Origin of the sequence: Stenotrophomonas sp. LM091 (genome assembly GCF_001806305.1) — a bacterium.
GTDB lineage: Bacteria > Pseudomonadota > Gammaproteobacteria > Xanthomonadales > Xanthomonadaceae > Stenotrophomonas > Stenotrophomonas bentonitica_A.
Genome location: NZ_CP017483.1, coordinates 3,962,104 through 3,986,293 on the forward strand (window position 1 = coordinate 3,962,104; position 24,190 = coordinate 3,986,293).

15 protein-coding genes and 1 pseudogene are annotated in these 24,190 nt (G+C 60.4%); 12 read left to right on the top strand and 4 right to left on the bottom strand.

Annotation, left to right across the window (positions count from 1 at the left end):
• Nucleotides 1-108: 108 nt before the first annotated feature.
• The 11 genes from guaA to BIZ42_RS19640 all read left to right on the top strand — a co-directional run bounded on the left by guaA (nucleotide 109) and on the right by BIZ42_RS19640 (nucleotide 18,341).
• Entirely contained in the window at nucleotides 109-1,674 is a 1,566-nt protein-coding gene (gene guaA / locus BIZ42_RS17695; protein WP_070427206.1) for a glutamine-hydrolyzing GMP synthase, read from the top strand.
• 350 nt (nucleotides 1,675-2,024) lie between these two features.
• A complete protein-coding gene (gene brxF / locus BIZ42_RS17700; RefSeq protein ID WP_070427207.1) occupies nucleotides 2,025-2,480 on the top strand; it encodes a BREX-3 system P-loop-containing protein BrxF in 456 nt (151 codons plus the stop codon).
• Nucleotides 2,481-2,515: 35 nt separating this feature from the next.
• A complete protein-coding gene (locus tag BIZ42_RS17705; protein ID WP_070427208.1) occupies nucleotides 2,516-6,244 on the top strand; it encodes a DUF6079 family protein in 3,729 nt (1,242 codons plus the stop codon).
• Nucleotides 6,245-6,293: 49 nt separating this feature from the next.
• Nucleotides 6,294-9,089: a DNA methyltransferase gene (locus BIZ42_RS17710; protein WP_070427209.1), complete on the top strand. Its 2,796-nt coding sequence runs from the start codon at nucleotides 6,294-6,296 to the stop codon at nucleotides 9,087-9,089.
• Between the two features lie 2 nt (nucleotides 9,090-9,091).
• A complete protein-coding gene (locus tag BIZ42_RS17715; RefSeq protein ID WP_070427210.1) occupies nucleotides 9,092-11,902 on the top strand; it encodes a helicase-related protein in 2,811 nt (936 codons plus the stop codon).
• Nucleotides 11,899-13,914, top strand: a complete 2,016-nt coding sequence (gene pglZ, locus BIZ42_RS17720; RefSeq protein ID WP_070427211.1) for a BREX-3 system phosphatase PglZ — start codon at nucleotides 11,899-11,901, stop codon at nucleotides 13,912-13,914. The genes BIZ42_RS17715 and pglZ overlap by 4 nt, the downstream gene beginning before the upstream one ends.
• Nucleotides 13,911-14,624 carry a hypothetical protein gene (locus BIZ42_RS17725; protein ID WP_070427212.1) on the top strand — a complete coding sequence of 238 codons (714 nt, stop codon included), beginning with the start codon at nucleotides 13,911-13,913 and terminating at the stop codon, nucleotides 14,622-14,624. The genes pglZ and BIZ42_RS17725 overlap by 4 nt, the downstream gene beginning before the upstream one ends.
• Nucleotides 14,625-14,765: 141 nt before the next feature.
• Nucleotides 14,766-14,930: a hypothetical protein gene (locus BIZ42_RS19635; RefSeq protein ID WP_156785778.1), complete on the top strand. Its 165-nt coding sequence runs from the start codon at nucleotides 14,766-14,768 to the stop codon at nucleotides 14,928-14,930.
• Nucleotides 14,931-15,360: 430 nt separating this feature from the next.
• Nucleotides 15,361-15,819: an integrase core domain-containing protein gene (locus BIZ42_RS19400; protein ID WP_083279893.1), complete on the top strand. Its 459-nt coding sequence runs from the start codon at nucleotides 15,361-15,363 to the stop codon at nucleotides 15,817-15,819.
• 120 nt (nucleotides 15,820-15,939) lie between these two features.
• Nucleotides 15,940-17,037 carry a hypothetical protein gene (locus BIZ42_RS17730; protein ID WP_070427213.1) on the top strand — a complete coding sequence of 366 codons (1,098 nt, stop codon included), beginning with the start codon at nucleotides 15,940-15,942 and terminating at the stop codon, nucleotides 17,035-17,037.
• A gap of 656 nt (nucleotides 17,038-17,693) precedes the next feature.
• Nucleotides 17,694-18,341: a hypothetical protein gene (locus BIZ42_RS19640; RefSeq protein WP_156785779.1), complete on the top strand. Its 648-nt coding sequence runs from the start codon at nucleotides 17,694-17,696 to the stop codon at nucleotides 18,339-18,341.
• A 135-nt stretch (nucleotides 18,342-18,476) separates the two neighbouring features.
• Here BIZ42_RS19640 and BIZ42_RS17735 read toward each other — a convergent pair whose 3' ends face one another.
• Nucleotides 18,477-18,833, bottom strand: a complete 357-nt coding sequence (locus BIZ42_RS17735) for a hypothetical protein (protein ID WP_070427587.1) — start codon at nucleotides 18,831-18,833, stop codon at nucleotides 18,477-18,479.
• Between the two features lie 553 nt (nucleotides 18,834-19,386).
• Entirely contained in the window at nucleotides 19,387-20,304 is a 918-nt protein-coding gene (locus BIZ42_RS17740) for a LysR family transcriptional regulator (RefSeq protein WP_070427214.1), read from the bottom strand.
• Between the two features lie 96 nt (nucleotides 20,305-20,400).
• Between BIZ42_RS17740 and BIZ42_RS17745 the strand changes: the two are divergent.
• Nucleotides 20,401-21,237, top strand: a pseudogene (locus tag BIZ42_RS17745) (type 1 glutamine amidotransferase domain-containing protein); the annotation flags it as partial.
• Between the two features lie 197 nt (nucleotides 21,238-21,434).
• Here the strand turns inward: BIZ42_RS17745 and lpdA are convergent.
• Together lpdA and BIZ42_RS17755 are read right to left on the bottom strand one after the other, a co-directional pair.
• A complete protein-coding gene (lpdA, locus tag BIZ42_RS17750; RefSeq protein ID WP_070427216.1) occupies nucleotides 21,435-22,841 on the bottom strand; it encodes a dihydrolipoyl dehydrogenase in 1,407 nt (468 codons plus the stop codon).
• Nucleotides 22,842-22,844: 3 nt separating this feature from the next.
• Nucleotides 22,845-24,188 carry a dihydrolipoamide acetyltransferase family protein gene (locus BIZ42_RS17755; protein ID WP_070427217.1) on the bottom strand — a complete coding sequence of 448 codons (1,344 nt, stop codon included), beginning with the start codon at nucleotides 24,186-24,188 and terminating at the stop codon, nucleotides 22,845-22,847.
• Nucleotides 24,189-24,190: the final 2 nt, after the last annotated feature.

Below are 24,190 nucleotides of genomic sequence, written 5' to 3' on the forward strand. Positions count from 1 at the left end.
GGCATGAGCAAAGAGGAACGAGGAAGCTGATTCCCGTTCCTCTTTCTCTATCCGCCGCCGGTAACGACGCTGTGTTTCCCGTATTTACTCCTGCATTGCCCGGGCACCATGACCAACATCCATAACGACAAGATCCTCATCCTCGATTTCGGCGCCCAGTACACCCAGCTGATCGCGCGCCGCATCCGCGAGCTCGGCGTGTACTGCGAGATCTGGGCATGGGACCACAACCCGGCCGACATCGCCGCGTTCGGCGCCAAGGGCATCATCCTGTCCGGTGGCCCGGAATCGACCACGCTGCCGGGCGCGCCCGCCGCACCGCAGGAAGTGTTCGACAGCGGCCTGCCGATCTTCGGCATCTGCTACGGCATGCAGACCCTGGCCGCCCAGCTCGGTGGCGCCACCGAAGCGGCCGACCAGCGTGAGTTCGGCCATGCCGAAGTCAACGTCGTCGCCCCCGATGCGCTGTTCAAGGGCCTGAGCGACCACGGCGGCGAGCCGAAGTTGAACGTCTGGATGAGCCACGGCGACCACGTCTCCGTCGCGCCCCCGGGCTTCACCGTCACCGCCGTGACTGATCGCATCCCGGTGGCCGCGATGGCCAACGAAGAAAAGCGCTGGTACGGCGTGCAGTTCCACCCGGAAGTGACCCACACCCTGCAGGGCCAGGCGCTGCTGCGCCGCTTCGTGGTGGATGTGTGCGGCTGCGAAACCCTGTGGACCGCCGCCAACATTATCGACGACCAGATCGCCCGCGTGCGCGAGCAGGTCGGCGATGACGAAGTGATCCTGGGCCTGTCCGGCGGCGTCGATTCGTCCGTCGTTGCCGCGCTGCTGCACAAGGCGATCGGCGACAAGCTGACCTGCGTGTTCGTCGATACCGGCCTGCTGCGCTGGCAGGAAGGCGACCAGGTAATGGCGATGTTCGCCGAACACATGGGCGTCAAGGTGATCCGCGTCAACGCGGCCGACCGTTACTTCGCCAAGCTGGAAGGCGTGAGCGATCCGGAAGCAAAGCGCAAGATCATCGGCAACCTGTTCGTGGACATCTTCGACGAAGAGTCCAACAAGCTGAAGAACGCCAAGTGGCTGGCGCAGGGCACCATCTACCCCGACGTGATCGAGTCGGCCGGCAGCAAGACCGGCAAGGCGCATGTGATCAAGAGCCACCACAACGTGGGCGGCCTGCCGGAACACATGAAGCTGGGCCTGGTCGAGCCGCTGCGCGAGCTGTTCAAGGACGAAGTGCGTCGCCTCGGCGTCGAACTCGGCCTGCCGCGCAGCATGGTCTACCGCCACCCGTTCCCGGGCCCGGGCCTGGGCGTGCGTATCCTGGGTGAAGTGAAGCGCGAATACGCCGAGCTGCTGGCCAAGGCCGATGCCATCTTCATTGATGAGCTGCGCAAGGCGGACCTGTACGACAAGACCAGCCAGGCGTTTGCGGTGTTCCTGCCGGTGAAGTCGGTGGGCGTGGTGGGCGACGCGCGGGCTTATGAGTGGGTGATTGCGCTGCGTGCCGTGGAAACCATCGACTTCATGACGGCGCATTGGGCGCATCTGCCGTATGAGTTCCTGGGTACGGTGAGCAATCGGATCATCAATGAGTTGCGGGGGGTGTCGCGGGTGGTTTATGACATCTCGGGGAAGCCGCCGGCGACTATTGAGTGGGAATGAGTTGAAAGAACGAGGGCGCCGAAAGGCGCCCTTGTTGTTTGCTGGTAGTTTCACGGCCAATCTTGCAGTAGTTATCAAAATGTGATGCTTATGAGATCATCCGTGGCGTCGTGATGGAGGGTCGGAAGATGAGGGGGATGGGCTGCAGTACGCAGCAATGCTGCAGGATGGGTGAATCGATCGCTTTTTGAAAGCCACTAGGGTCCCTTCAGAACTCTGTACCAACTGTTCGGCTGAAGAATTGCGACTGGGATAGCGCCGCTCTTCCCGCAGCCCGAGTGGTGCTGATGCGTGGTTGGCTCCGACTTGCTTTACAACGACTCTCAGCCGCGGCGGCTGGAAGGATTCTCATGCTGGAGAAGATTGAACGACTGTTGTGTGAAATCAACGACACCAGCAGTAAGTTGATTCTGTTGGTCGGGTCCGGCCGCAGTGGAAAGACTCGAATGCTGTGTCAGCTTGCCAGCAAGTTGGGCACGGAGCGGTTGAATGTTGGCCTCGAGCTGGGGCGAAAAATGGCTGTCCTGCCCAAGAACAAGCGCGGTTTCTCGGCCGGAGAGTTGCTTCGAGAGATTGCAGGCAAAGAGCGCACTGGAGATCCGCTGTTGCTCGATAACCTCGAGTTATTGTTCGAACCTGACCTTCAGATCAGCCCACTCGAAAGCATTAGGCGGCTGGCGCATTCCAAGCGCGTTGTGGCCGTCTGGCCTGGCGAATTGCGCGGTGATCGCTTGGTCTATGCCGACATCAGCCATCCAGAACATCGTGACTACAGCCGCGACGGCGTAGTCGTACTCGAAATTTGACATTGCAGGGAAGTGGGGACTAGATGAATAAGAACATGAAATACGGAGATCTGATCCAGTTCGAGCAGATCGAGTCAGTCATTCAGCTGCTCGATGCCGGGCGCCCGGACGAGGCCAAGAAGCTCGTCGCGACCTATGTCATCTCCGACGACATGGCCGAGCGGATCTCCAAACTCATGGTTCCCCAGCTCAGCTTTGACGACTCCGTCGATCACAAGGGCGTGCTGATCGTCGGCAACTACGGCACCGGTAAGTCGCACTTGATGTCGGTACTGTCGTTGGTGGCTGAAGACGCGGCCTACGCACCGATGATCCGCCACCCCAAGGTCGCAGAGGCGGTTGCCCCGATTGCTGGTCGCTTCAAGGTGCTGCGCATCGAGGTAGGCGGGCTGCAGATGCCACTGCGCCAGATCATCACCCTGCAGCTTGAGCGCTTCCTCGAAAAGATCGGCGTCGATTACACCTTCCCGACCGCCGACAAGGAGCTCAACAACAAGGACTCCTTCGAGGAGATGATGGCCGCGTTCGCGGAGAAATTCCCGTACCAGGGCGTCCTGCTGGTTGTCGACGAGTTCCTGGAGTACCTACAGTCCCGTCGGGATCACGAACTGGTGCAGGACCTGGCCATCCTCCGTCAGATCGGCGAGGTCACCAAGCACCTGAAGTTCCGCTTCGTGGCTGGTGTGCAGGAAGCCATCTTTGACAGTGTGCGCTTCCAGCACGTCGCCGACAGCATGCGCCGGGTCAACGAACGCTTCACGCAGATCCTGATCGACCGCCAGGATGTCAGCTTCGTTGTCTCCGCGCGCCTGCTCAAGAAGACGGCCGACCAGCAGAACAAGATCCGCGAATACCTCACGCCGTTCGCCAAGTTCTATGGCTCCATGAACGAGCGGATGGACGAGTACGTGCGGTTGTTCCCCGTTCACCCAGACTACCTGAAGACCTTCGAGCAGATCCACTTCACCGAGAAGCGTGGCGCGCTCAAGACCATCGAGGCTGCCATGCTGGCCATCCTCGGCCAGGAAGTACCCACTGACAAGCCGCTGTTCATCAGCTACGAGAATTTCTGGAACACCATCAAGGCCAACTCGGTCCTGCGCGCTGACCCCAACATCAAGGACGTCATGCGCGTCTCCGAGGTGCTGGAGTCGCGGGTCCAGCAAGCGTTCACGCGCCCGGCCTACAAGGCAATGGCGCTGCGCGTCATCAACGCGTTGGCCGTGCACCGTCTGACCACGGGCGGCGACATCCATGTGCCGATTGGCCCGACGGCTGCCGAGCTACGCGACGCCCTGTGTCTGTTCCAGCCGGGCGTAGAGGACATGCCGGGCGATCCGGCCGAGAACCTGCTGTCGATGGTCCAGACCGTCATGCGGGAAGTGCTGAGGACCGTCAACGGCCAGTTCATCTCCAAGGCACCGGACACCGAGCAGTACTACCTCGACCTCAAGAAGGACATCGACTACGACGCGCAGATCGAAAAGCGCGCCGAAGCCCTGTCCGACGACGCACTGGACCGCGCCTACTACAGCGCCGTCAAGGCGCTGATGGAGTGCAGCGACGACCTGCGTTACCCCGGCTTCCAGATCTGGCAGTACCAGCTCGAATGGCAGGAGCGACGTGTCGAACGCATGGGCTATCTGTTCTTTGGGGCGCCGAACGATCGGCCCACGGCCCAGCCTGAGCGCGACTTCTACGTCTACTTCATCCAGCCCTTCGACAAGCCGAAGTTCGCCGACAACAACCTGTCGGACGAGGTCTTCTTCCGCCTCACCGGGCTGGACGACGATCTCAAGCGACACCTGTCGTCCTACGCGGCGGTACTTGATCTGGCCTCCACCGCCAGCGGCGGCGCCAAGGCCATCTACCTCTCCAAGGCACAGGATTTCCTGCGCGCCATGAGCAAGTGGCTGCAGGAAAAGCAGATGACGGCGTTCGAGGTCACCTACCAGGGCAAGAAAAAGAACCTGCAGGAGTGGGTCAAAGGCGTGTCGCTGCGTGACCGGGCGCGGCTGGGCGCCGACGAACGCATCAACTTCCGCGATGTGGTGAACGTCATCTCTGGCCTGGTGCTGGGCCAGCGCTTCGTCGATCTCTCGCCGGAATATCCCACCTTCTCGGTGCTGGTCACCGAGGCCAACCGCAAGCAACTGATCGGCAATGCGCTGCGCGCACTGGCTGGCGGTACTCGCACCAAGGATGCGCTCGCCGTGCTCGATGCGCTGGAGTTGCTCGATGGCGACCGCGTCGACCCGGCCAACTCCCGCTACGCGCAGGAAGTGCTGAACCGCCTCAAGGCCAAGGGCCACGGCCAAGTGCTCAACCGCAGCGAACTGCTGTCGGGTACCTCGGACGTCGAGTATTTCGCGCCGATCAAGTACCGGCTGGAGCCGGATCTGCTGGTTACCGTGCTGGGCGGACTGGTCTACTCCGGCGACATCGTGCTATCGATCACCGGCGACAAGATCGACTCTGGCAAGCTGGCGCAGCTCGCAGAGCGTTCTCTAGACGAACTCAAGCAGTTCAAGCACGTCGAGGCGCCCAAGGAGATCAATCTCGCAGTGCTGCGCGCCTTGTTTGAGTTGTTCGAACTGCCGTCTGGCCTGGCCCAGAAGGCCAGCCAGGGCGATACCGAGCCAGTCATCAAATTACAGGAGAAAGTCAGCGCACTGGCACCGCGCGTGCTCAAGGCTGGCTCCGATCTGCAGCAAGGCAAGCTGGGCTTCTGGGGCCAGAACCTGCTGCGCGAAGAAGAAGCCAAAGATTGGCACGCCCGGCTGGATTCGCTGAAGAAGTTCACCGATTCGCTGGCGCCGTACAACACCGTCGGCAAGCTGAAGAACCTGCGCGTCACACAGGAAGACCTGGACGGCCAGAAGAAGAATCTGGAGATCCTGGCCGCCGTCGAGCGCCTGCTCGAACTGGTGATGGGGTTGGGCAGCACGGCGTCCTACCTCTCGCAGGCCGAGATGGTGTTGCCCGCCGAGCACCCGTGGGTCACGCAGGCCGAGACGGCCCGCAAGGCACTGCAGGAAAAGTTGAGTCAGGACCGTACAGCCGAGCACGCCGCCGAATACCGGCAAACGCTCAACCAGCTCAAGAAGGACTACATCACCGCCTACATCGCCAGCCACAGCAAGGGGCGGCTGGGCGTGGCCGAGGACAAGACGCGCAACGCCCTGCGCAAGGACGATCGTCTGCTGGCACTGCGTGTGTTGGCAGGCGTGTCGCTGATGCCCACCAGTCAGCTCACCGCGTTCGAGGAATCGCTCAACGGTTTGAAGAGCTGTTCCTCGCTGGATGAGCCGACCCTGGTCACGGCCGCCGTCTGCCCGCACTGCCAGTTCCGCCCCTCTGCCGAGCAGTTGGAACTGATCCCGGCGGCCAACCGCCTGCACAAGCTGGACGACGATCTGGATCAGTTGGTGGCCAACTGGCAGCAGACCCTGCTGGAGAACCTGGAAGACCCTTTCACGCAGGACAGCCTGGGTCTGTTGCCGCCCGCATCCAAGAAACTGATCGACGCCTTCCTGGCCTCACGCAAGCTGCCAGACCCGATGACCACCGAGTTTGCGAATGCAGTGCAGGAGGCGCTGTCGGGGCTGGAGAAGATTACAGTCAAGGGCGACGAGATCAAGCAGGCGCTGCTGCGAGGCGGCTCGCCGGCCACGCCGGACGATCTGCGCAAGCGCTTCGACACGTTCATGAACGAGCGCTGCAAAGGCAAGGATGCCACCAAGCTGCGCTTCGTGATCGAGTGACGCGACGTTATCACCCGACCATGACAACAAGAATTTGAGGGACGACTGAATGAATGATCTTTTCCAGAACCACGCGGCCAAGTCAGGTCCGGTTGAATGCCTCGGGCAGACGTTCCCGAGCGACGAGACTCGCCGCGAGCACTACCTGAAGCTGCTCGCTGAGAAACTCAAGGACCCTGAGTTCCGGAAGATCGAAGGTTTCCCTATTGGGTCGGACGAAGACATCCTGACGCTTTCAGACCCGCCGTACTACACGGCATGTCCGAATCCATTCATGGACACATTTGTCGAGGGACACTGCACCAACTATGACTCATCGACTCACTACAAGAAGGAGCCTTTTCTAACAGACGTTAGCGAAGGGAAGAACGATCCGATCTACAACGCACACAGCTATCACACCAAGGTTCCCCACAAGGCGATCATGCGGTTCATCCTGCACTACACCCAGCCGGGTGAAATCGTGCTTGATTCCTTCTGTGGCACTGGGATGACCGGCGTCGCGGCACAGCTTTGCGGCGATAGGAACGTTGTCGAATCACTTGGATATCGGGTGGAGTCAGACGGAACGGTCCTTCAAAACCTTGGTAATAACGGGAAAAATGAATGGGTGCCGTTTTCCAAACTCGGAGCACGAGCTGCACTCTTAAATGAACTTTCTCCCGCTGCATCTTTCATTGCGTCGAATTATAACTCTGAACTTGACGTAAACAGATTTCAACTAGAGGCAAAGCGGATACTTCAAGACGTCTCCGATCAGTGTAGCTGGATGTACGTGACGTCGCATTCTGATGGTAGGACGGTAGGCCGCATAAATTTCACGCTCTGGTCCGATGTTTTCAGTTGCCCTGACTGCGCTGGTGAGATTGTGTTTTGGGACGTGGCTGCAGACAAGGAGGCTGGAAAGGTTCTTGATAGGTTCTCGTGCCCTCATTGCACGACGGTTCTTGAGAAGAAAGGGCTCGATCGCGCCTGGATATCATTCATTGATGGTGCGACTGGACTCACTGTTCGCCAAGCAAAACAAGTCCCCGTCCTTATCAATTACACGGTTGGTAAGTCCAGGTTTGAGAAGAAGCCTGACCAGCAAGATTTGAACTTGATAGATCGTGTTCTGGCAGAGCCGATAACAGACTGGTTTCCTTCTGATCGGATGATCGAAGGAGGGGAGACTCGGCGAAATGACCCTGCTGGCATCACCCATGTACATCATTTTTATACCCGAAGGAACCTAATAGTTCTCGCTCGATTCCGAGAGCGGATATTCTCTATGCGAGGCACGGAGGCCAGCCCTGGGTTGGGCCTGTGGTTCACGTCTAGCCACGTTTGGGCCACCCGACTTAATCGACTGTTAGCCTCTAATTATTTCGGCGGCGGCGGCGGCGTCATCGGGCAAACATTACAAGGAACTCTTTACGTTAGCTCCTTAGCTGTCGAAACGAATTGCATTGAACGGTTTTCTCTTCGAACTAGTTCGGTTCCTTTCACCGCTCATGGGGGTTCCTCTCTGGTCTCAACCGGCAGCGCAGAGCGTATTTCGGCGCCTGATAACTCCGTCGACTATGTCTTTGTAGACCCTCCTTTTGGGGCAAACATCATGTACTCGGAGCTCAACTCGTTATGGGAAGCCTGGCTAAAGGTCAGAACAAATCCGTCGTCAGAGGCCATAGAGAGCAAGGCGCAGAAGAAGTCGCTCGACGACTACCGAGCGTTGATGACAAAGAGCTTTCGCGAGGCATTCAGGGTATTGAAGCCTGGTCGATGGATGACGGTTGAGTTTTCGAATACGAAAGCAGCCGTGTGGAATGGGATTCAAACTGCTCTTCAGGAAGCAGGATTTGTGGTGGCAAACGTCGCTGCGCTTGAAAAATCCCATAAGGGTTACAGGGCAGTCACTACTACAACTGCGGTCAAGCAGGATCTAGTGATATCTGCGTACAAACCAAATGGCGGGCTTGAAGAGCGATTTAGAGAAATAGGCGGGACAGTCGATTCAGTGTGGGATTTCGTGAGGACACACCTTGGCTATCTGCCGTCAGTAAGGATAAGGGCGGGAGAGCTTGATTTTGTGGCGGAGCGCGATCCGAGAATCATCTTCGATCGAATGGTTGCGTGGTTTGTCCGTCACGGTACGCTGGTGCCAATGTCATCGCAGGAATTCCAAGCTGGTCTGGCGCAACGATTCGTTGAGCGCGACGGCATGTTTTTCTTGCCGGAGCAGGCGGCGGACTACGATAAGAAGCGTTTGCAAGTCGCGACTGCACCTCAAATGGAGTTGTTCGTGTCCGATGAGCGCAGCGCGATTGACTGGCTGTCCGACTTCCTGAAGCGGCGCCCTTCCACCTATCAGGAAGTCGGCCCTGAATTTATGGGTCAGCTTGGTGCGGGTTGGAAGAAGCACGAAAGCAAGCCGGAACTCTTGGCCTTGCTGGAGGATAACTTTCTGAAGTGCGACGGCACTGGTGATGTGCCGAGCCAGATCCACAGCTACCTCTCGACCAACCACAAGGATCTGCGCGGGCTGGAGAAGAATAGTCCCGCACTGGTGGCCAAAGCCAAGGATCGTTGGTACGTGCCCGATCCGAACAAAGCACAGGACTTAGAGAAGAAGCGCGAGAAGGCACTGCTCAAGGAGTTTGATCACTATCGAGCGTTCACTGGACGCCGGCTGAAGGAGTTCCGCCTGGAAGCGCTGCGCGCTGGCTTCAGAGCCGCGTGGGGCAATAAGGACTACCAGACGATCATCGACATCGCGAAGAAGGTGCCTGACGAAGCGCTACAGGAAGACGAGAAGCTGCTGACGCTCTATGACCTGGCGCTGACCCGTACGGAGGACTGGATCTGAACATGGCCGGCGGCGGCGGGTTCACCATTGGCGATTGGTGCTGGTTCGCCCGGCAGGAATCGCCCTGCCGGGTGATCGAGAGGCAGGACGTGTGGGGCGAAGTGGCCTACCGGGTCTGGCTGCCCGCCAAGGACACGGTCGTCCGCGCGCGGTCGGTGGATCTGGCCTCGCTGGAAAGCGTGCGCTCGAGCGTGGAGCAGATCCTGCACACCACTGCGGCGGCCAAGCTGCTGGATGCGCTGGAGGACAACCTGCTGCTGGCGCCGATCCAATCCAGTGTAGTGCCGCTGCCGCACCAGCTTTACGCACTGAACCGCGCCATCAGTCGCGACCGTATCCGCTACCTGCTGGCCGATGAGGTGGGTCTCGGCAAGACCATCGAGGCCGGCTTGGTGCTGCGCGAATTGAAATTGCGCGGCCGGGTGAACCGCATCCTGGTGGTGGCGCCCAAGGGTCTCGTGCGCCAGTGGCAAGCCGAAATGCGCCTGCACTTCGGCGAGAAGTTCCAGTTCATCGAGCCATCCGAGCTGGCGGCCTTCCGCCTGTGGCGCAGCGGCGGCGCGGGCGAGGAAGAGAACCTGTGGCGCATGCACGACCAAGTGATCTGTTCGCTGGATTCGGTGAAGCCGATGGAAAGTCGGCGCGGCTGGAGCTTGGAGCAACTCAATACCTACAACCGCGAGCGCTTCGAGGACCTGATCGCAGCGTCGTGGGATCTGGTCATCATCGACGAAGCCCATCGCATGGGCGGCAGCACCGAGCAGGTGGCCCGCTACAAGCTGGGGGCGGCATTGGCCGAGGCATCACCCTATCTCTTGTTGCTATCGGCCACGCCGCACCAGGGCAAGACCGATCAGTTCATGCGCTTGATGCAGTTGCTGGATCGAGAAGCTTTCCCGGACGAGAGCAGCGTCAGCCGCGACCGGGTACGCCCCTTCGTGATCCGTACCGAGAAGCGCGCATCGATCAACGCCGAAGGTCAGCCGCTGTTCAAGCCGCGTGTTACCCGGCTGCAGGCGGTAGCCTGGCAGGCCCGACACGGCTCGCAGCAGCGGCTCTATGGGGCGGTGACCGACTATGTGCGCCACGGCTACAACCAGGCGATAGCAGCCAAGCAGCGCCACATCGGTTTCTTGATGATCCTGATGCAGCGGCTGGTGACCTCCAGCACGGCAGCCATCCGCACCACGCTGGAAAAGCGCCAGGCCTTGCTTGATGCGCCGCAGCCGCAGGCCAACCTCTTCGAGAGCACCAGCGCCGACGAGTGGGCGGACCTCGACGGCCAGTCCCAGGTGGATCTGACCATGCAGTCCAGCGGCTGGGAGTTGGAGAAGTCAGAAGTCGAGATGCTGTTGGGGCTGGCGCGGGAAACGGAGGCCGCCGGCACTGATGCCAAGGCTGAGGCACTGCTGGAGCTGATCTACAAGCTGCAGCAAGAGGAAGGCGACCCGGCCCTGAAGGTACTGATCTTCACCGAGTTCGTGCCGACGCAGGCGATGCTGGCCAACTACCTGGAGAGCCGGGGCTTCTCGGTAGCGACGCTCAACGGCAGCATGGACCTGGAAGCGCGCACACGGGCACAACAGGTGTTCTCCAAGGATGTGCGCGTGCTGATTTCGACGGATGCCGGTGGTGAAGGTCTGAACCTGCAGTTCTGCCACGTCATCGTTAACTTCGACATGCCGTGGAACCCGATGCGGATCGAGCAGCGCATTGGCCGGGTAGACCGTATCGGGCAAAAGCAGGTGGTTCGCGCCATCAACTTCGTGCTCGAAGACACCGTGGAGCACCGCGTGCGTCAGGTGCTGGAAGAAAAGCTGGAAGTCATCGCACTGGAGTTTGGCGTCGACAAGGCGGCCGATGTGATGGATTCGGTCGAAGCCGACCCCATCTTCGACGAGCTGTTCGTGCATGGCCTGCAGAACCCGGATGCCATAGAACAGGAGTGCGACGCGGCGGTGTCGCAGCTCCGATTCACACTGGCGGAGTCGAAGAAGAACAGCGATCTGCTCACCGCAGAGCACGATCTGGACGCCGACGATGCCCGCAAGTGGCGCGACCACCCTGCCCAGTTCTGGCTGGAGCGGGCCATCACAAGCGGGTTGGCTGCGCGCGGCGGCTCGGCAACGAAGGTTGGAAAGGCGTGGCGGGTGAAGTGGGCGGACGGCAGCGAGTCAGCACAGGCCTGCTTTGACGCCCGCACGGCGGATGAGAACTCGGAGTTGGAATGGGTCACGATGGAAGACCCACGCGCTCGGGCGGTGATCAGCGAGCTGCCGCGCTTTGTCGCCGGCCTGCCGCTGCCGGTGATCCGCGTGACCGGGCTGCCAGATTCGGTACGCGGCATCTGGTCGCTGTGGGAGATCAGTCTGTTGGCTGAAGGCTTGAGTCGGAAGCGCTTCCTTCCGGTGTTCATCAACGAGGAAGGCCGTCCCTTTATACCGACCGCCAAGCGAGTCTGGGATCTGCTGCTGACTGAAATCGTGGACATCCATGCCGTGACAGGTTCAGAGGAGTCGATGAAGTGGTTCGAGGCATCGCAGGCGGCTGCAAGCACCCAAGGTGAACGAATCTTCACCGAGCTGCTGACCGAACACCGCGCCCGGCTGAAGGATAAACGCGAGCGTGCGGTGTATGCGTTCGAGGCCCGAGGCCTGGCTATTGGGCGTATCGGCCTGCCCGCTGTGCGTGAGCACCGGCGCAAGCGGCTGCAACAGGAACACAACGCACGCGTGGCCGCCATCGATGACATGGGGGCCAGCGTGCCAGATTTGAATGCCGTGATGATGGTGCGCATCGGAGGTGATGCATGAGCCGTTGGACGGAGCGCATCCTGAGCCACTTCACGGCCGACCTCACCCGGCTTTGGGTGGCGTGCGACCCTGATGATGTGTTGCTCGACGAGAAGGTATTGACCGAGCTGCGCGGTCGCGGCTTCGAGCTGATGTTGTACGAAGACCCGTTTGTCTTCCGCGCGGAATATGAGGAACGCTACCGCGCGGCATGGGATCGCGGTGAGCAAGGGCCAGCGCCCTCGCTGGTGCTGCATCTGCGTAGCGCCGACGCGAATGCGTTGCCGTGGGACATCGTGCATCACGGTCGTGTGGTGCGCCTCAGCCTTGCCGATCTATTCCCAAAGCTGTCTTACAGCGCGGTCCAGCAAGTCGAGCCGGAGCATCTTGCGGGGCTGTTTCATGCCCACCAGACGGAATTGCAGAGTGCACGGGGCGAGAACGAGTCGAAGGACTTCATCCTGGAACACGTCTATCAACTGGCGCCGAGGTCGATTCGCAACCCGGTGGACTTCTGGCGTGAGCTGTTACGGCTTCACTTTGCCAACCGCTCGTTGCCACCCCTGTTCGCCCAGCACGCGGCAGACATCATTCAAGGTAAGGGACTGTTTACCGACCAACCCGTCGCCACCTGGCTGGCGTCAAAAAGTGGGCTGCTGCGCGTGGTGCAGGATGCGTGGTATCGCTACTTCAAGACACTTGGACTGGATGGCACGCGCACGGGCGAACCGCCACCGCCAGACTACGTCGCCAAGATCGAGATTCCGTTCGATCACTCCGATGTGCAGGTGTTGGTCGACTCCATGTTCCTCGACGGCAGCTTGCATCCGCTGGCGGTGCACAGCGTCCCGGCGGGGATGCCGAGTTGGATCAAGGCGGGGATTGTCCAGGACCCAGCGGCATTGCAGACTTTGGTACTCAAAGGCATTGATGGCCTGATCGAGACGACGCCAACTGCCGCGTCCTCGCACAAGGACTGGAGCGAGTTCGCCAAGCGTTACGGTGAGATCCTGGCCCGCACGCATAGCCTGCCCGGTACGGAAGGCAGCGAACACTTGCCTGCGATCCGGGATCGCATCAAGACATTGCAGGCGCAATCGGACGAGCGACTGCAGGCCTGGGTCGCAGCCAAGCACTACGCCGACCTGATTCTGCAGCCAGTGACCAAAGGCCCGGTGATGGTTCACCACGTACCGCGCTTTTTGCGCCATCGTCGGTCCGCAGGGGAAACCAAGGTGGCTCTGCTGGTCTTCGACGGACTGGCCTTCGACCAATGGGTACAGATCCGCGAGCGCCTTGTCGCTACCACCAAGCGATTCGCGTTCGACGAAGGAACCGCGTTCGCATGGGCGCCGACCGTGACGTCGGTTTCGCGCCAGGCGCTGTTCTCCGGCCTGAAGCCCCGCGAGTTCGACGACTCCATCGACCGGACGGACAAGGAGGAGTCCTTGTGGAAGACGTTCTGGCAGAACGAAGGCGTCAACTCGAATGAGGTGATGTACCGACGCGCGCTGCGCCAGATTGATCAACTGGACGTGCTTGAGGCGGACTTGAACGACCGGCGCCCGAAGGTGGTGGGCCTGGTCATCGATGAGGTGGACGATCGGCTCCACAAGGAGCGATCCAAGAAGGACGTGGCGATGTGGGTCGGCAACTGGCTGACGACCGGTTTTATCGACCGGTTGTTCTCCCTGCTGCTGGACAAGGGGTACCATATCTACCTCACGGCGGACCACGGGAACGTGGAATCGACCGGGATCGGCAGGCCCAACCAAGGCGTGATTGCAGAGACGCGCGGAGAGCGCGTGCGCGTGTATCGAAGCGAGCCACTCCTGGCCGATTCCGCCGCTGCTTATCCCTCCACAGTCAGGCTGGATATCGCTGGGCTACCCGCGGGCTTCATGCCTCTGTTTGCAGGTGGAAGAACTGCCTTTGTGCCGGAAGGCGAGCAGGTGGTGGTCCATGGCGGAGTGTCGGTCGAAGAGCTGATCGTGCCCTTTGTGAAAGTCAGTTATGTAATTGATACCGAATGAATTCATCAACCCCAAAAATTGGCTTTGATCGGTTCATTCAGCTTGATTGGGCGGCTGCTGCACTGAACGTTCGTGCAGGCCTGGCTGGACTAGCTGATCTGAATGCACTGCTTGATGCCGCCGAACTTGGAATGGAAGCCAAGAAGAAAACGCGCACTGTCCTGAATCGCCTGTGGCTGGAGCCACGCTCTGAACTTACTGACTTCGCGGATCGCGGCGCAGCCATACACGAGATGCAGCCAGACATTCCCGTCTCAGCGCTCTGCTGGGGAATGTCCGTGGCGACGTACCCTTTCTTCGGCAAGGTCGCCGAGTTTGTAGGCCGCCTGTCCGCTATTCAGTGCGACTGCGCGTCTGCCGAGGTCCATCGACGCATGAGTGAAGCTTATGGGGAGCGCGAAGGTACCCGGCGTATGACTAATATGGTCATCCAAAGCCAGGGGAGCTGGGGCGCGGTTGAGCGCGTGGAGAAGGGTAGGCGTGTGATCAGGCTTGCGCCTACTGTGATCGACAACGACGAAGTCACGGCATGGTTAATCGAGGCGGCAGTGCGCTACTCCAGTAAGCCAGTTTCGCTGTCCAGTCTGCAGTCGCTGCCAGTGCTCTTTCCGTTCGCCCTGACGCGACCACTTGGATACGTGGTGTCGAAGAGTGCCAACCTCAACATTTGTGCGGAGGGGCCTAGTGCTCAATTGGTTGCCTTGCGCTAGGGGCGCGATTACTCATGCGTCGGTTGATGCATCGAAAATCGTTCCATCGTCCGCGCTAGTGACCCAGCCCGGAAGAGCCGGGCCAGCGTAGAGTTGAGACTTCGCCCAGCATGAACCCTGTGGATCACAGGGAATCAGGCGATGAAGAAACCCCGTTTTGCCGGTGAGCAGATTGCCCACGCGCTCAAGCGGGTGGCGCTGGGCATGGCGATCGGTGTGCCACAAGATTGGCATTGCGGATGCGACGTACTACAGTCGATGGTCATAAAGAAGCTCCTATGCCTGCCCAGAAGCGTGCTTGGGTGAGGTGGCTGTAGGATCGATTTGGTAGCAGTGAGCGGCATGCGTTGCGGATCGTGTCAATGTCGCGCCCGGCATTTTCCTGAACGCCCAAGGTGCTTGACAGTAGTGCTATTCGTCGGTCGATGCGTCAGATTATTCAGGCACGGATTCACTACGGTTGTGAGCACGTGTTGGTGGTGCGGCGCCGGAAGGCTGGTGAGTCAGCCATAAGCGCCTGCATCTGATTTACAAGCAAGATGACTTGTCTTTACGGCGTTGCCGGCCGCGCAGCGGCCGCAGCAGCCGTCTCCGATAACCGATCATGGTTGCCACGGCACCCAATACCCTGCGGGGCATGGACATTGTTAATGACGTCCTGTTCGGTAGATGTCTCTTCCGGCGGCTATCGGTCTTGATAGATTCACGCTTGGGTTCCTGAAGATCGTCGTGGATCATGGAGATCGTCGTGGATCATTCCTTGCGTGCAGAAGATGTGGCCGAAGTGGAGGCGCGGCTGGTCGCTCATAGGTGCAGGCTGGATGCGATCAATGTAGACAAAGGCAGTTGGTTTTCCGGCAATGTCAAGACCCGGTGGGCTTATGAGAACGGCGTGGAGCTGGATTTCTCCCGGCGTGGTACGCCGACGGACAATGCGATGGTGAAAAGCTTCAACTGCCGACTGCGCAGGAATCTGAACGAGCGTTGGTTCTTGTGGCTGGCCGATGCAAGGAGCAAAATCGAAGCATGGCGGCGTTTCTGTAACGAGAAGCGCACCCAGAGTGCACTGGCATGGAAAATTCCTGCGGAATTCGCCCGAGCGCAAGGGTCCCACGCGAATTCCCTAGTGCCAAAACATGGCGGAATCTCTACCAGTTTATGGTCCTGCTATTGGGGGTGGCTCAAGATGGGCTAAATCTCTACCAATCGGTGTTCCTGCTATTAGGATGGTCAGTAATATATTGTCTCTACCACAGTGATGGCCGTCAGATGGGGTGCGATAGAGGTTGCACATGGGCAGAAGAGGAAATGGCGAATGCAGGTGGATGTCGACGCTGTTAAGGCTGCAATAATCGAGCAGATTGAAAAAGATCGCGCGGCTATCAACCGAACGATAAAGGAGATTCAAGAAGAGCTTTCAGTAGCACCTTACGGTGGCAAAGTTGCGCTCACGCATGAGCAGCGATATAGAAAGCTGGCGCTAACCTACTACCTCAAGAAGAACCAGTCAGCGATAACAGAGATCGATCGTTTCGCCGAATATTCCTTGGGGTTCGCGGTAGATTGCTTTCGGGAGAGTTTTCAAGGGGGCGTGGCAATCGCATTCGCGCTCGATCAGAGCTTGCTGTCATTGAACACCTTCCTGCTAGATCAGCTTAACTATAGCTATCGAAGACGTCGGACGAGACTTGATATCTATCACCCTGATGATTTGCAGGAGATTGACCATCGATTTCTCTCGTTGCCAGCTCCTGTCTATGCTGAAGTTTTTCCAGTAATCAAGGTCGCTTATCAGAATCGCCATCGCTCGGATGAGTACCTGGAGTTGGCCGAAACCTATATCGAGAGCTACGTGCTTCCCGCACTATCCGCGAATTCTCGCAGTAATGCTTATCTCTTTAGAAAGGCTGAGATCATTGATCATATCGTTGATCGGTTTGCAGTACGCGATTACATTTCGCTCTCTTATCTCGTTCCTCCGCTGATAGAGGGAACCTTTCATAGCATCTGCGGGAGTTTGGGGCTGCGCGCAGCAAAGCTCATGAAGGCTGCCCTGAATCAGATTGTCGAGCGTATCAAGGAGCATACGGATGCCATCGGCATGGAGTACCTTCTGTTCCTCATGCCGATGCGCCGAAATCTCATAGCTCATGGTCGCGAGCTCGATGTGACATATCGCGAATTCGCGGTTGGATTTTTGGTGGATATCGACCTGCTTTTGATGGTTGCCAAGCATCCAACCCTTCCATGGAATGCTCTTCTTTATATTGTGAGAAATCCGAGTGTTGGAGGGATTAAGTGTATTTTCACGTTCATGAATGAAGACTTGCCACTACACGTCTCAGACGAGTGCCGTAAGTTGGGGATTGGTTGGAGTCCAGTACGTTCTGGATCGAGTTGGACCTGCAGTTGACCGAAAGAGATATACGCCAGAAGGAGACAGAGCGATTCGTCAAGAAGTTATTGAGTCGATCGAGTGAATTGGCTGCACCAGATACTGCGTCAAGGATTACGGAACAGTGCCGTGGGTTTCTGAGAGAGACCCTGCCGGCGGCCAAGGTGCGCCTGGATGCCAAAAAATGCAGGATGGACAAAATTTATAAGACGATCAGAATTCAAATAAATCCCCAAGGCGTATGACAAATAGAGGCGTTGCCGGTCGCTTGACGTGCCCCGGAAGTCCATTATTTTTTTTGGAGGCAGGTCTCTAATTCGGGAATTTACCCGGCCCTACTGGCGAGACAACCCTCGCACTTGTGCTCTCGAAGGTTGAGGGTGGGCGGAGCCATTGGTCTGTGTTATTGAGGGGGCAAATTCGTGTCTGAACGGCAGCAGCTTCTCTGCCTCGCCGGTGCAGTAGGTAGAGGGGTAGTAATATCGGATTTCGACCCAAAGCGGACATTGGCACGATCACTGAGTCCGTTGTGGGGTCCGGTAATGCGCCGGCTTGTTAGTGGATCACTGCAGCTCTAAGATCGAAGAGCATCAAGGGAAAGCCCGGCATGCGGAACACTTTGAATAAGTCGTATGGCCTGGCTCTGGGGTCCTATCAATAGATGGTTAGAACTCATGGCAATCAAAATCAGCCTTCGTCGAGATACATCGTTCAGCCCGTTTCGGAAAGAGCTTATCGATCTTTGTCGAGCGCGCGGACTTGGAGATCTAATTCTCTGCTCCGGTTACATTTGGGAGGGAGGCGCTTACAGTGTCCTTGACGATGACCTGCTTGAAGCGATCAAGCTTGGAATTGGTTCCAATCAGGTAATTTGTGTGGCCGGCAAACTGGCAAGGAAGCCAATCGATTGGCACCTGCACTACAACAAATTTTTTTCTAAGATTAGTGGGGCAGGTATAAAAGTTGCTGCACATGTGGCGCCTAAGAGGAACTGGCATGCAAAGATTGCCATGCGTTTAGACACCAAAGGTCAACCCGTGGCCGCGATTGTGGGAAGCAGCAACCTTACAGGTCCGGCCTACGGCGAGAATAGGTACACGTGGAACTACGAGTGTGACGTTACCATGTGGTCGCCCGTAGTTCGAGGTGGCGAGTCCGGCATGGAAAGGAATGACGATCAAGATCCGTTCACTTTTGCAGTAGTGGACCTTGACGATAGTTTTTCGCAGCCCAGTATCGACTCGCGCCTACAAGTTTTATTCGATGACATTTTTAGAGAGCGCGAGTCATTTGTAGACTTGGCGAACTATTCTGGTGAATAAAGGAAATGAAGCCAGAGAGTTCGTTAAAGGCGGATTCGGTTTTCAGTTCTGCTTGATTTTGGAGCTGCGAACGCCCGCTCGTAGCCTGAAGTGGACAATGGGTTCGTTAGCAGGCATCTACGCTGCCAAGGGAAATCACTCCGGCCTAACCTCCCGACAAGCCCACTCAGCCAACACCCGGCAAGCCAAAAACAACCCATCAACCACCCCCTCATCCAAATGCCGCTCTGGCTCCGCTGCCACCCGGCAGCGGTCCGCCGAGTGCAGCACCTCCAGCACCGTCAGCAGCCCGACCAACGCGCGCTCGGTCTTCGCCAGGCTCACGCGGCGCCCGGGTGAGACGTCGTTCTCCGGCCAAGGCAGTCCATCGGCGCCCTCGCAGCCGCGCATGCGCTTGAGGATGCCGATGAGGGAGTTCAGATCGGGCAGGGGAGTGTCGTCGTTGATGGGCTCAACAACGGTGTACGAGGAAAAGGTGTCGGATTCGTTCATGGCGTTGGCTTCCGTGGCTGTGCTTAACAGCGCCACCGCGAAGAGGTGGCGGACGATGCGTGGCTGCAAACCGGGATGAAATAGCACCATAGATCGGTGGGCCCGAGGGCCCCCACGCACCGCCCGCCAGAAAGGCCGACGGATTGCCCGCCGGCACCGGTTAAGGACGGTGCCGACGGGCAAGCGCAAACTACAGGTGCATCTCTCATCACGGGTTTGCAGACCCGCTGCCAACCGTTTTCGGTGGCGCGCCATGTTGTTTACGCGGCCGCTTCGAATGCCAATAGAAATTCGCCAAGGAATCGTCGAATCCGAGAGCGAAGAACTATTGTTGCATGCGACATTCGTGCAGCACGCGACGCCAGTAGACGCATTCGCGCAGGTGCCCTGTCGATTGCGAGTCAAAGTGGCGCAATCGCCCATGCCACCAGCGAATAGCGCGACAGCCTTCTTTGCAACAGTTCTTAGTCCGCCTCCCCATGCAACGGCGCCCGATCAGCCGCGCATCCTGAAAAGCGGTTCAAACCCGAGATCGCCAGCGCGCCTCGCGGCCTCAACAAGTGCGATCCTCAACCGCATTCCCCACCAGCAACTCAATCATCGCCCGCGCCGCCGCCGATTGCCGTCGATGCGGCGCGTAGATCACCGAGAACGGTCTCGACCGCCCACGCAGCTGCGGCAGCACCTCCACCAGCTCCCCACGCAGCAACCGCTCCCGCACGATGAACTCATAGCTCTGGCAAATCCCAATCCCCTGTTCTGCCAGCGACACCACGCCCAGCACATCGTCGGAGGTCTCGATGGACGAACGCGGCAGCCAGTCCACGTCGCGCCCGCCGTCGCGGAAGATCCACGGCGCCAGCCGCCCGGTGCGCGGCATCACGAAGGGCAGGCACAGGTGCTGCTGCAGATCGTCCAGCGTCTGTGGCGTGCCGCGGCGCTGCAGGTAGTCCGGCGTGGCCACCAGCAGCAGCGGCGCGTCTTCCAGCTTGCGTGCCACCAGCCCGCTGTCCGGCAGCTGGCCCAGGCGGATGGCCAGGTCGAAGCCTTCGGCCACCAGGTCCACGTTGCGGTTGGTGATGTTCAGTTCCACCTGCACCTGCGGGTACTGCTGCGCAAAGCGCGCCAGCACGGGCGGCAGCCGGTAGTGGCCATAGGTGGTGGGCACGCTCAGGCGCACGCGGCCGGCCAGCGCGCCGTCCTGGCCCTGCACGTCGCGCTCGGCGTCGTCCAGCAGGCCGAAGGCGGTGCGCACCTGTTCCCGGTAGAGCCGCCCGGCGTCGGTCAGGCCCACGCGGCGGGTGGTCCGCTGCAGCAGCTGGCGGCCCAGCCGCGCTTCCAGGCGGGTAACCGCGCGGCTCAGCACCGAGGGCGTGGTGGACAGCGCCACCGCTCCGGCCGTGAACGAGCCGTGCTCGACCACCGCCAGGAACACCTCCACATCGCCCAGGTAGTCGAACTTGCGGCTCATTTGGCTCTCCGGGGAACAGATGTTTTGCGATGGGGCCAATTTATCGCCGCTGGGGCGATGAATAAAGTGGCGGCCATTCCCCAATAGGAGCTCCCGATGAACCTGATGACCCGGCTGGCCGCAGCGCTGGCCCTGACCCTGGCCGCCAGCGGCGCGCATGCCGCCAACGTGCTGGTGGTGCTGTCCGACGAAAATCACCTGGACCTGAAGGACGGCAAGGTGTTGTCCACCGGCTTCTATCTCAACGAGTTGATGCAGCCGGTCAAGCTGCTGCTGGACGCGGGCCACGAGGTGACCTTCGCCACGCCGCAGGGGCGGGCGCCGACGGTGGATGCGTCCTCGGTGACGCCGGCGTACTTCGGCAACGATGCTGCGCAGTTGAAGGTGCACAAGGACCTGCTCGAAAAGCTGGCGCTGACCTCGCCGACGGCCTCGCCGGTGGTCAGCCTGGCGCGCATCGAGCAGCAGGGTTACGCGCGTTTCGATGCGGTCTATATTCCCGGTGGCCACGCGCCGATGCAGGACCTGCTGAAGAGCCCGGCGCTGGGCCGGCTGCTGGCCGACTTCCATCAGCGCAAAAAGACCACCGCGCTGGTCTGCCATGGGCCGATCGCGCTGCTGTCCACGCTGCCGGATGCTGAGGGTTTCGTGGCGAAGCTGGAAGCGGGTGCGACGCCGGCCATGCCGAAGTGGATCTACAGCGGCTACCAGATGACGGTGATCAGCAACCAGGAAGAAGAGCAGGCCAAGCCGCTGCTGGGCGGCGGTGAGATGAAGTTCTACCCGCAGACTGCGCTGCAGCGGGCCGGTGCAAGGTTCAGCAGCAACACCACGCCGTGGACGGGGCATGTGGTGGTGGACCGCGAGCTGATTACCGGGCAAAACCCGGCTTCGGCGCTGGAGGTGGGGCAGCGGTTGGTTGAGCAGTTGAAGAGCAAAGAGAACTCGGCACTGGATTCCAGCAGGCACCAGAAGCAGGAGCCTGGCGGCCGGTCATAGCGCCATGTTGCACAGGCCGGTACACGCGCGTGCCGCAGCGTTTGCCGCCAACAAAAAACGGCCCGCAATGCGGGCCGTTTGTTTTGGTGCCTGTAAAGCGTCCGAGCATGCCTCGGACCTACAGACCCACCTCAGATATGCAGCGCATGCCCCAACGCACGCAGCGCCGCTTCCTGCACCGCCTCACCCAACGTCGGGTGCGGATGGATCGTCCCGGCGATGTCTTCCAGCGTGGCGCCCATCTCAATCGACTGCACGAAGGCAATGGACAGTTCCGACACCTGCACGCCCACGGCCTGCCAGCCGAGGATGCGGTGGTCGCTGCTGCGTGCGACGACGCGCACGAAGCCATCGGTGGATTCCAGCGACATCGCACGGCCATTGGCAGCGAACGGGAACAGCGCGACCTTGGTCTCGATGCCCTGTGCCTTGGCTTCGTCCGGTGACAGCCCGACCACCACGATTTCCGGATCGGTGAAGCACACCGCCGGAATCGCGGCCGGCACGAAGTGGCGCTTCTTGCCGCTGACGACCTCGGCGACCAGTTCGCCCTGCGCCATCGCCCGGTGCGCGAGCATCGGCTCACCGGCGACATCGCCGATCGCCCACACGTTGCGCATCGAGGTCTTGCACTGGTCGTCGATCTTGATCGCCTTGCCGGTCAGATCCAGCTGCAGCGATTCCAGATTGAAGCCGTCGGTCTTCGGGCGACGGCCGACCGCGACCAGGATCTGGTCGGCGTCCAGCGCGATCTCGTTACCGTCCTTGTCGCGCACGCGCAGCTGGCCGTTGTCGGCCAGGCCGAGCACGCTGTGCCCGGTCAGCAGCTTCACGCCGGACTTCTCCAGGTGCGTGGCGACCGGCTTGGTCAGTTCGGCGTCGTAGGCCGGCAGGATGCGTTCCTGGGCCTCGACCACGGTGACCTCGCAGCCCAGCTTGCGGTACACCGTGCCCAGCTCCAGGCCGATGTAACCGCCACCGACGACGATCAACTGCTTCGGCAACGAGGTCGGCGAGAGGGCTTCGGTGGAGGAGATGACCTTGCCACCGAACGGCAGGAACGGCAGTTCCACCGGCACCGAGCCGGTGGCCAACAGCAGGTGCTCGCAGGTGATGCGCAGCGTGCCGCCGTCTTCCGCGGCACCGGCGATCTCGACGGTCTTGCCGTCGACGATCTTCGCCCAGCCCTTGATCAGCTGCGCGCCGTTCTTCTTCAGCAGTGCGCTGACGCCACCGGTCAGCTTCTTGACGATGCCGGCCTTCCACGCGACGGTCTTGGCCAGGTCCAGCGACGGGGCCTGCACGCTGATGCCCAGCGGCGAGGTGCCTGCCGCATAGGCGGTGACCTTGGCGAATTCCTCTGCGGCATGGATCAGCGCCTTGGAGGGAATGCAGCCGATGTTGAGGCAGGTGCCACCCGGATTGACGCCCTCGACCACGATGGTCTTGACGCCGAGCTGGCCGGCGCGGATGCCGGCGATGTAACCGCCGGGACCGCCGCCGATGATCAGCAACTGGGTTTGAAGGGTATTGGACATCGCTTACTCCACGAACAGCAGGGCCGGGGTTTCCAGGCGCGTACGGATCGCCTGCACGAACTCGGCCGCATCCATGCCATCGACGATGCGATGGTCGAACGAGGACGACAGATTCATCAGCTTGCGCGCCACCACCTGGCCCTCGCGGAACATCGGGCGTTCGATGATGCGGTTCACACCGACGATCGCCACTTCCGGATGGTTGATGATCGGGGTCGACACCACACCGCCCACCGCACCGAGGCTGCTGATGGTGATGGTCGAGCCGGAGAGCTCCTCACGGGTCGCCTTGCCCACGCGCACGGCATTGGCCAGGCGCGCGATCTCGGTGGCGGTCTGCCACAGATCCAGCGACTCGGCATGCGCGACCACCGGCACCGACAGGCCGACCTCGCTCTGGGTCGCGATACCCAGCTGCACGCCCTCGTAGCGGGTCACGATGTTGGCCTGGTCATCAAAGCGGGCGTTCATCTGCGGGAAGTCGCGTGCGGCCAGCACCACGGCGCGTGCCAGCAGCGGCAGCAGGGTCAGCTTGCCGCGCTCCTTGGCCCAACGTTCGTTGAGCTTGGCACGCAGGGCTTCCACTTCCGTGACGTCGATTTCTTCCACATAGGTGATGTGCGGAATGGTCGTCCAGGACTGCTGCATCTTCTGCGCGATCTTGCGGCGCAGGCCGATGATCGGCACCTGCTGCTCGCCGGTGCGGCGCGCGTAGCTGCTGCCGCCGGCACTGCCACCGACCGGCTGCGCCTTGCCACCGGCTGCGGCGTAGGCATCAAGATCGGCCTGCAGGATGCGGCCGCCCGGGCCGGTGGCCGGCACGTAGCGCAGCTCGATGCCCAGGTCCCAGGCGCGGCGACGCACGGCCGGCGAGGCCAGCGGGGCTTCACCGGCGTTGAGCACGCCGTTGGTGACCGCGCCACGCGCGTCCTGCTTGGCGGCGCAGGCAGGTGCGGAGGCAGCGGCGGCCTTGGCCGGCGTCGCAGCCGGTGCGGCCTCGGCGGCGGTGGCAGGTGCAGCGGCCGGTGCAGCCGCCTTGGGCGCAGCAACCGGTTCGGCCGGCGCGGCAGCAGCCGGTGCACTGGCAGCACTGGCATTGCCGGCGCCTTCCACTTCCAGGCGGATCAGCTCGCTGCCGACGGCCATCATCTGGCCGGGCGTGCCGCCCAGCGAGACCACGGTGCCTGACACCGGCGAGGGGATTTCGACCATGGCCTTGTCGGTCATGACCTCGGCCACGACCTGGTCTTCGGCGACCGGGCCGCCGACCTCGACCTTCCAGGTGATCAGTTCGACTTCGGCGATACCTTCACCGATGTCCGGCATCTTGATGACGTGATGTCCCATGG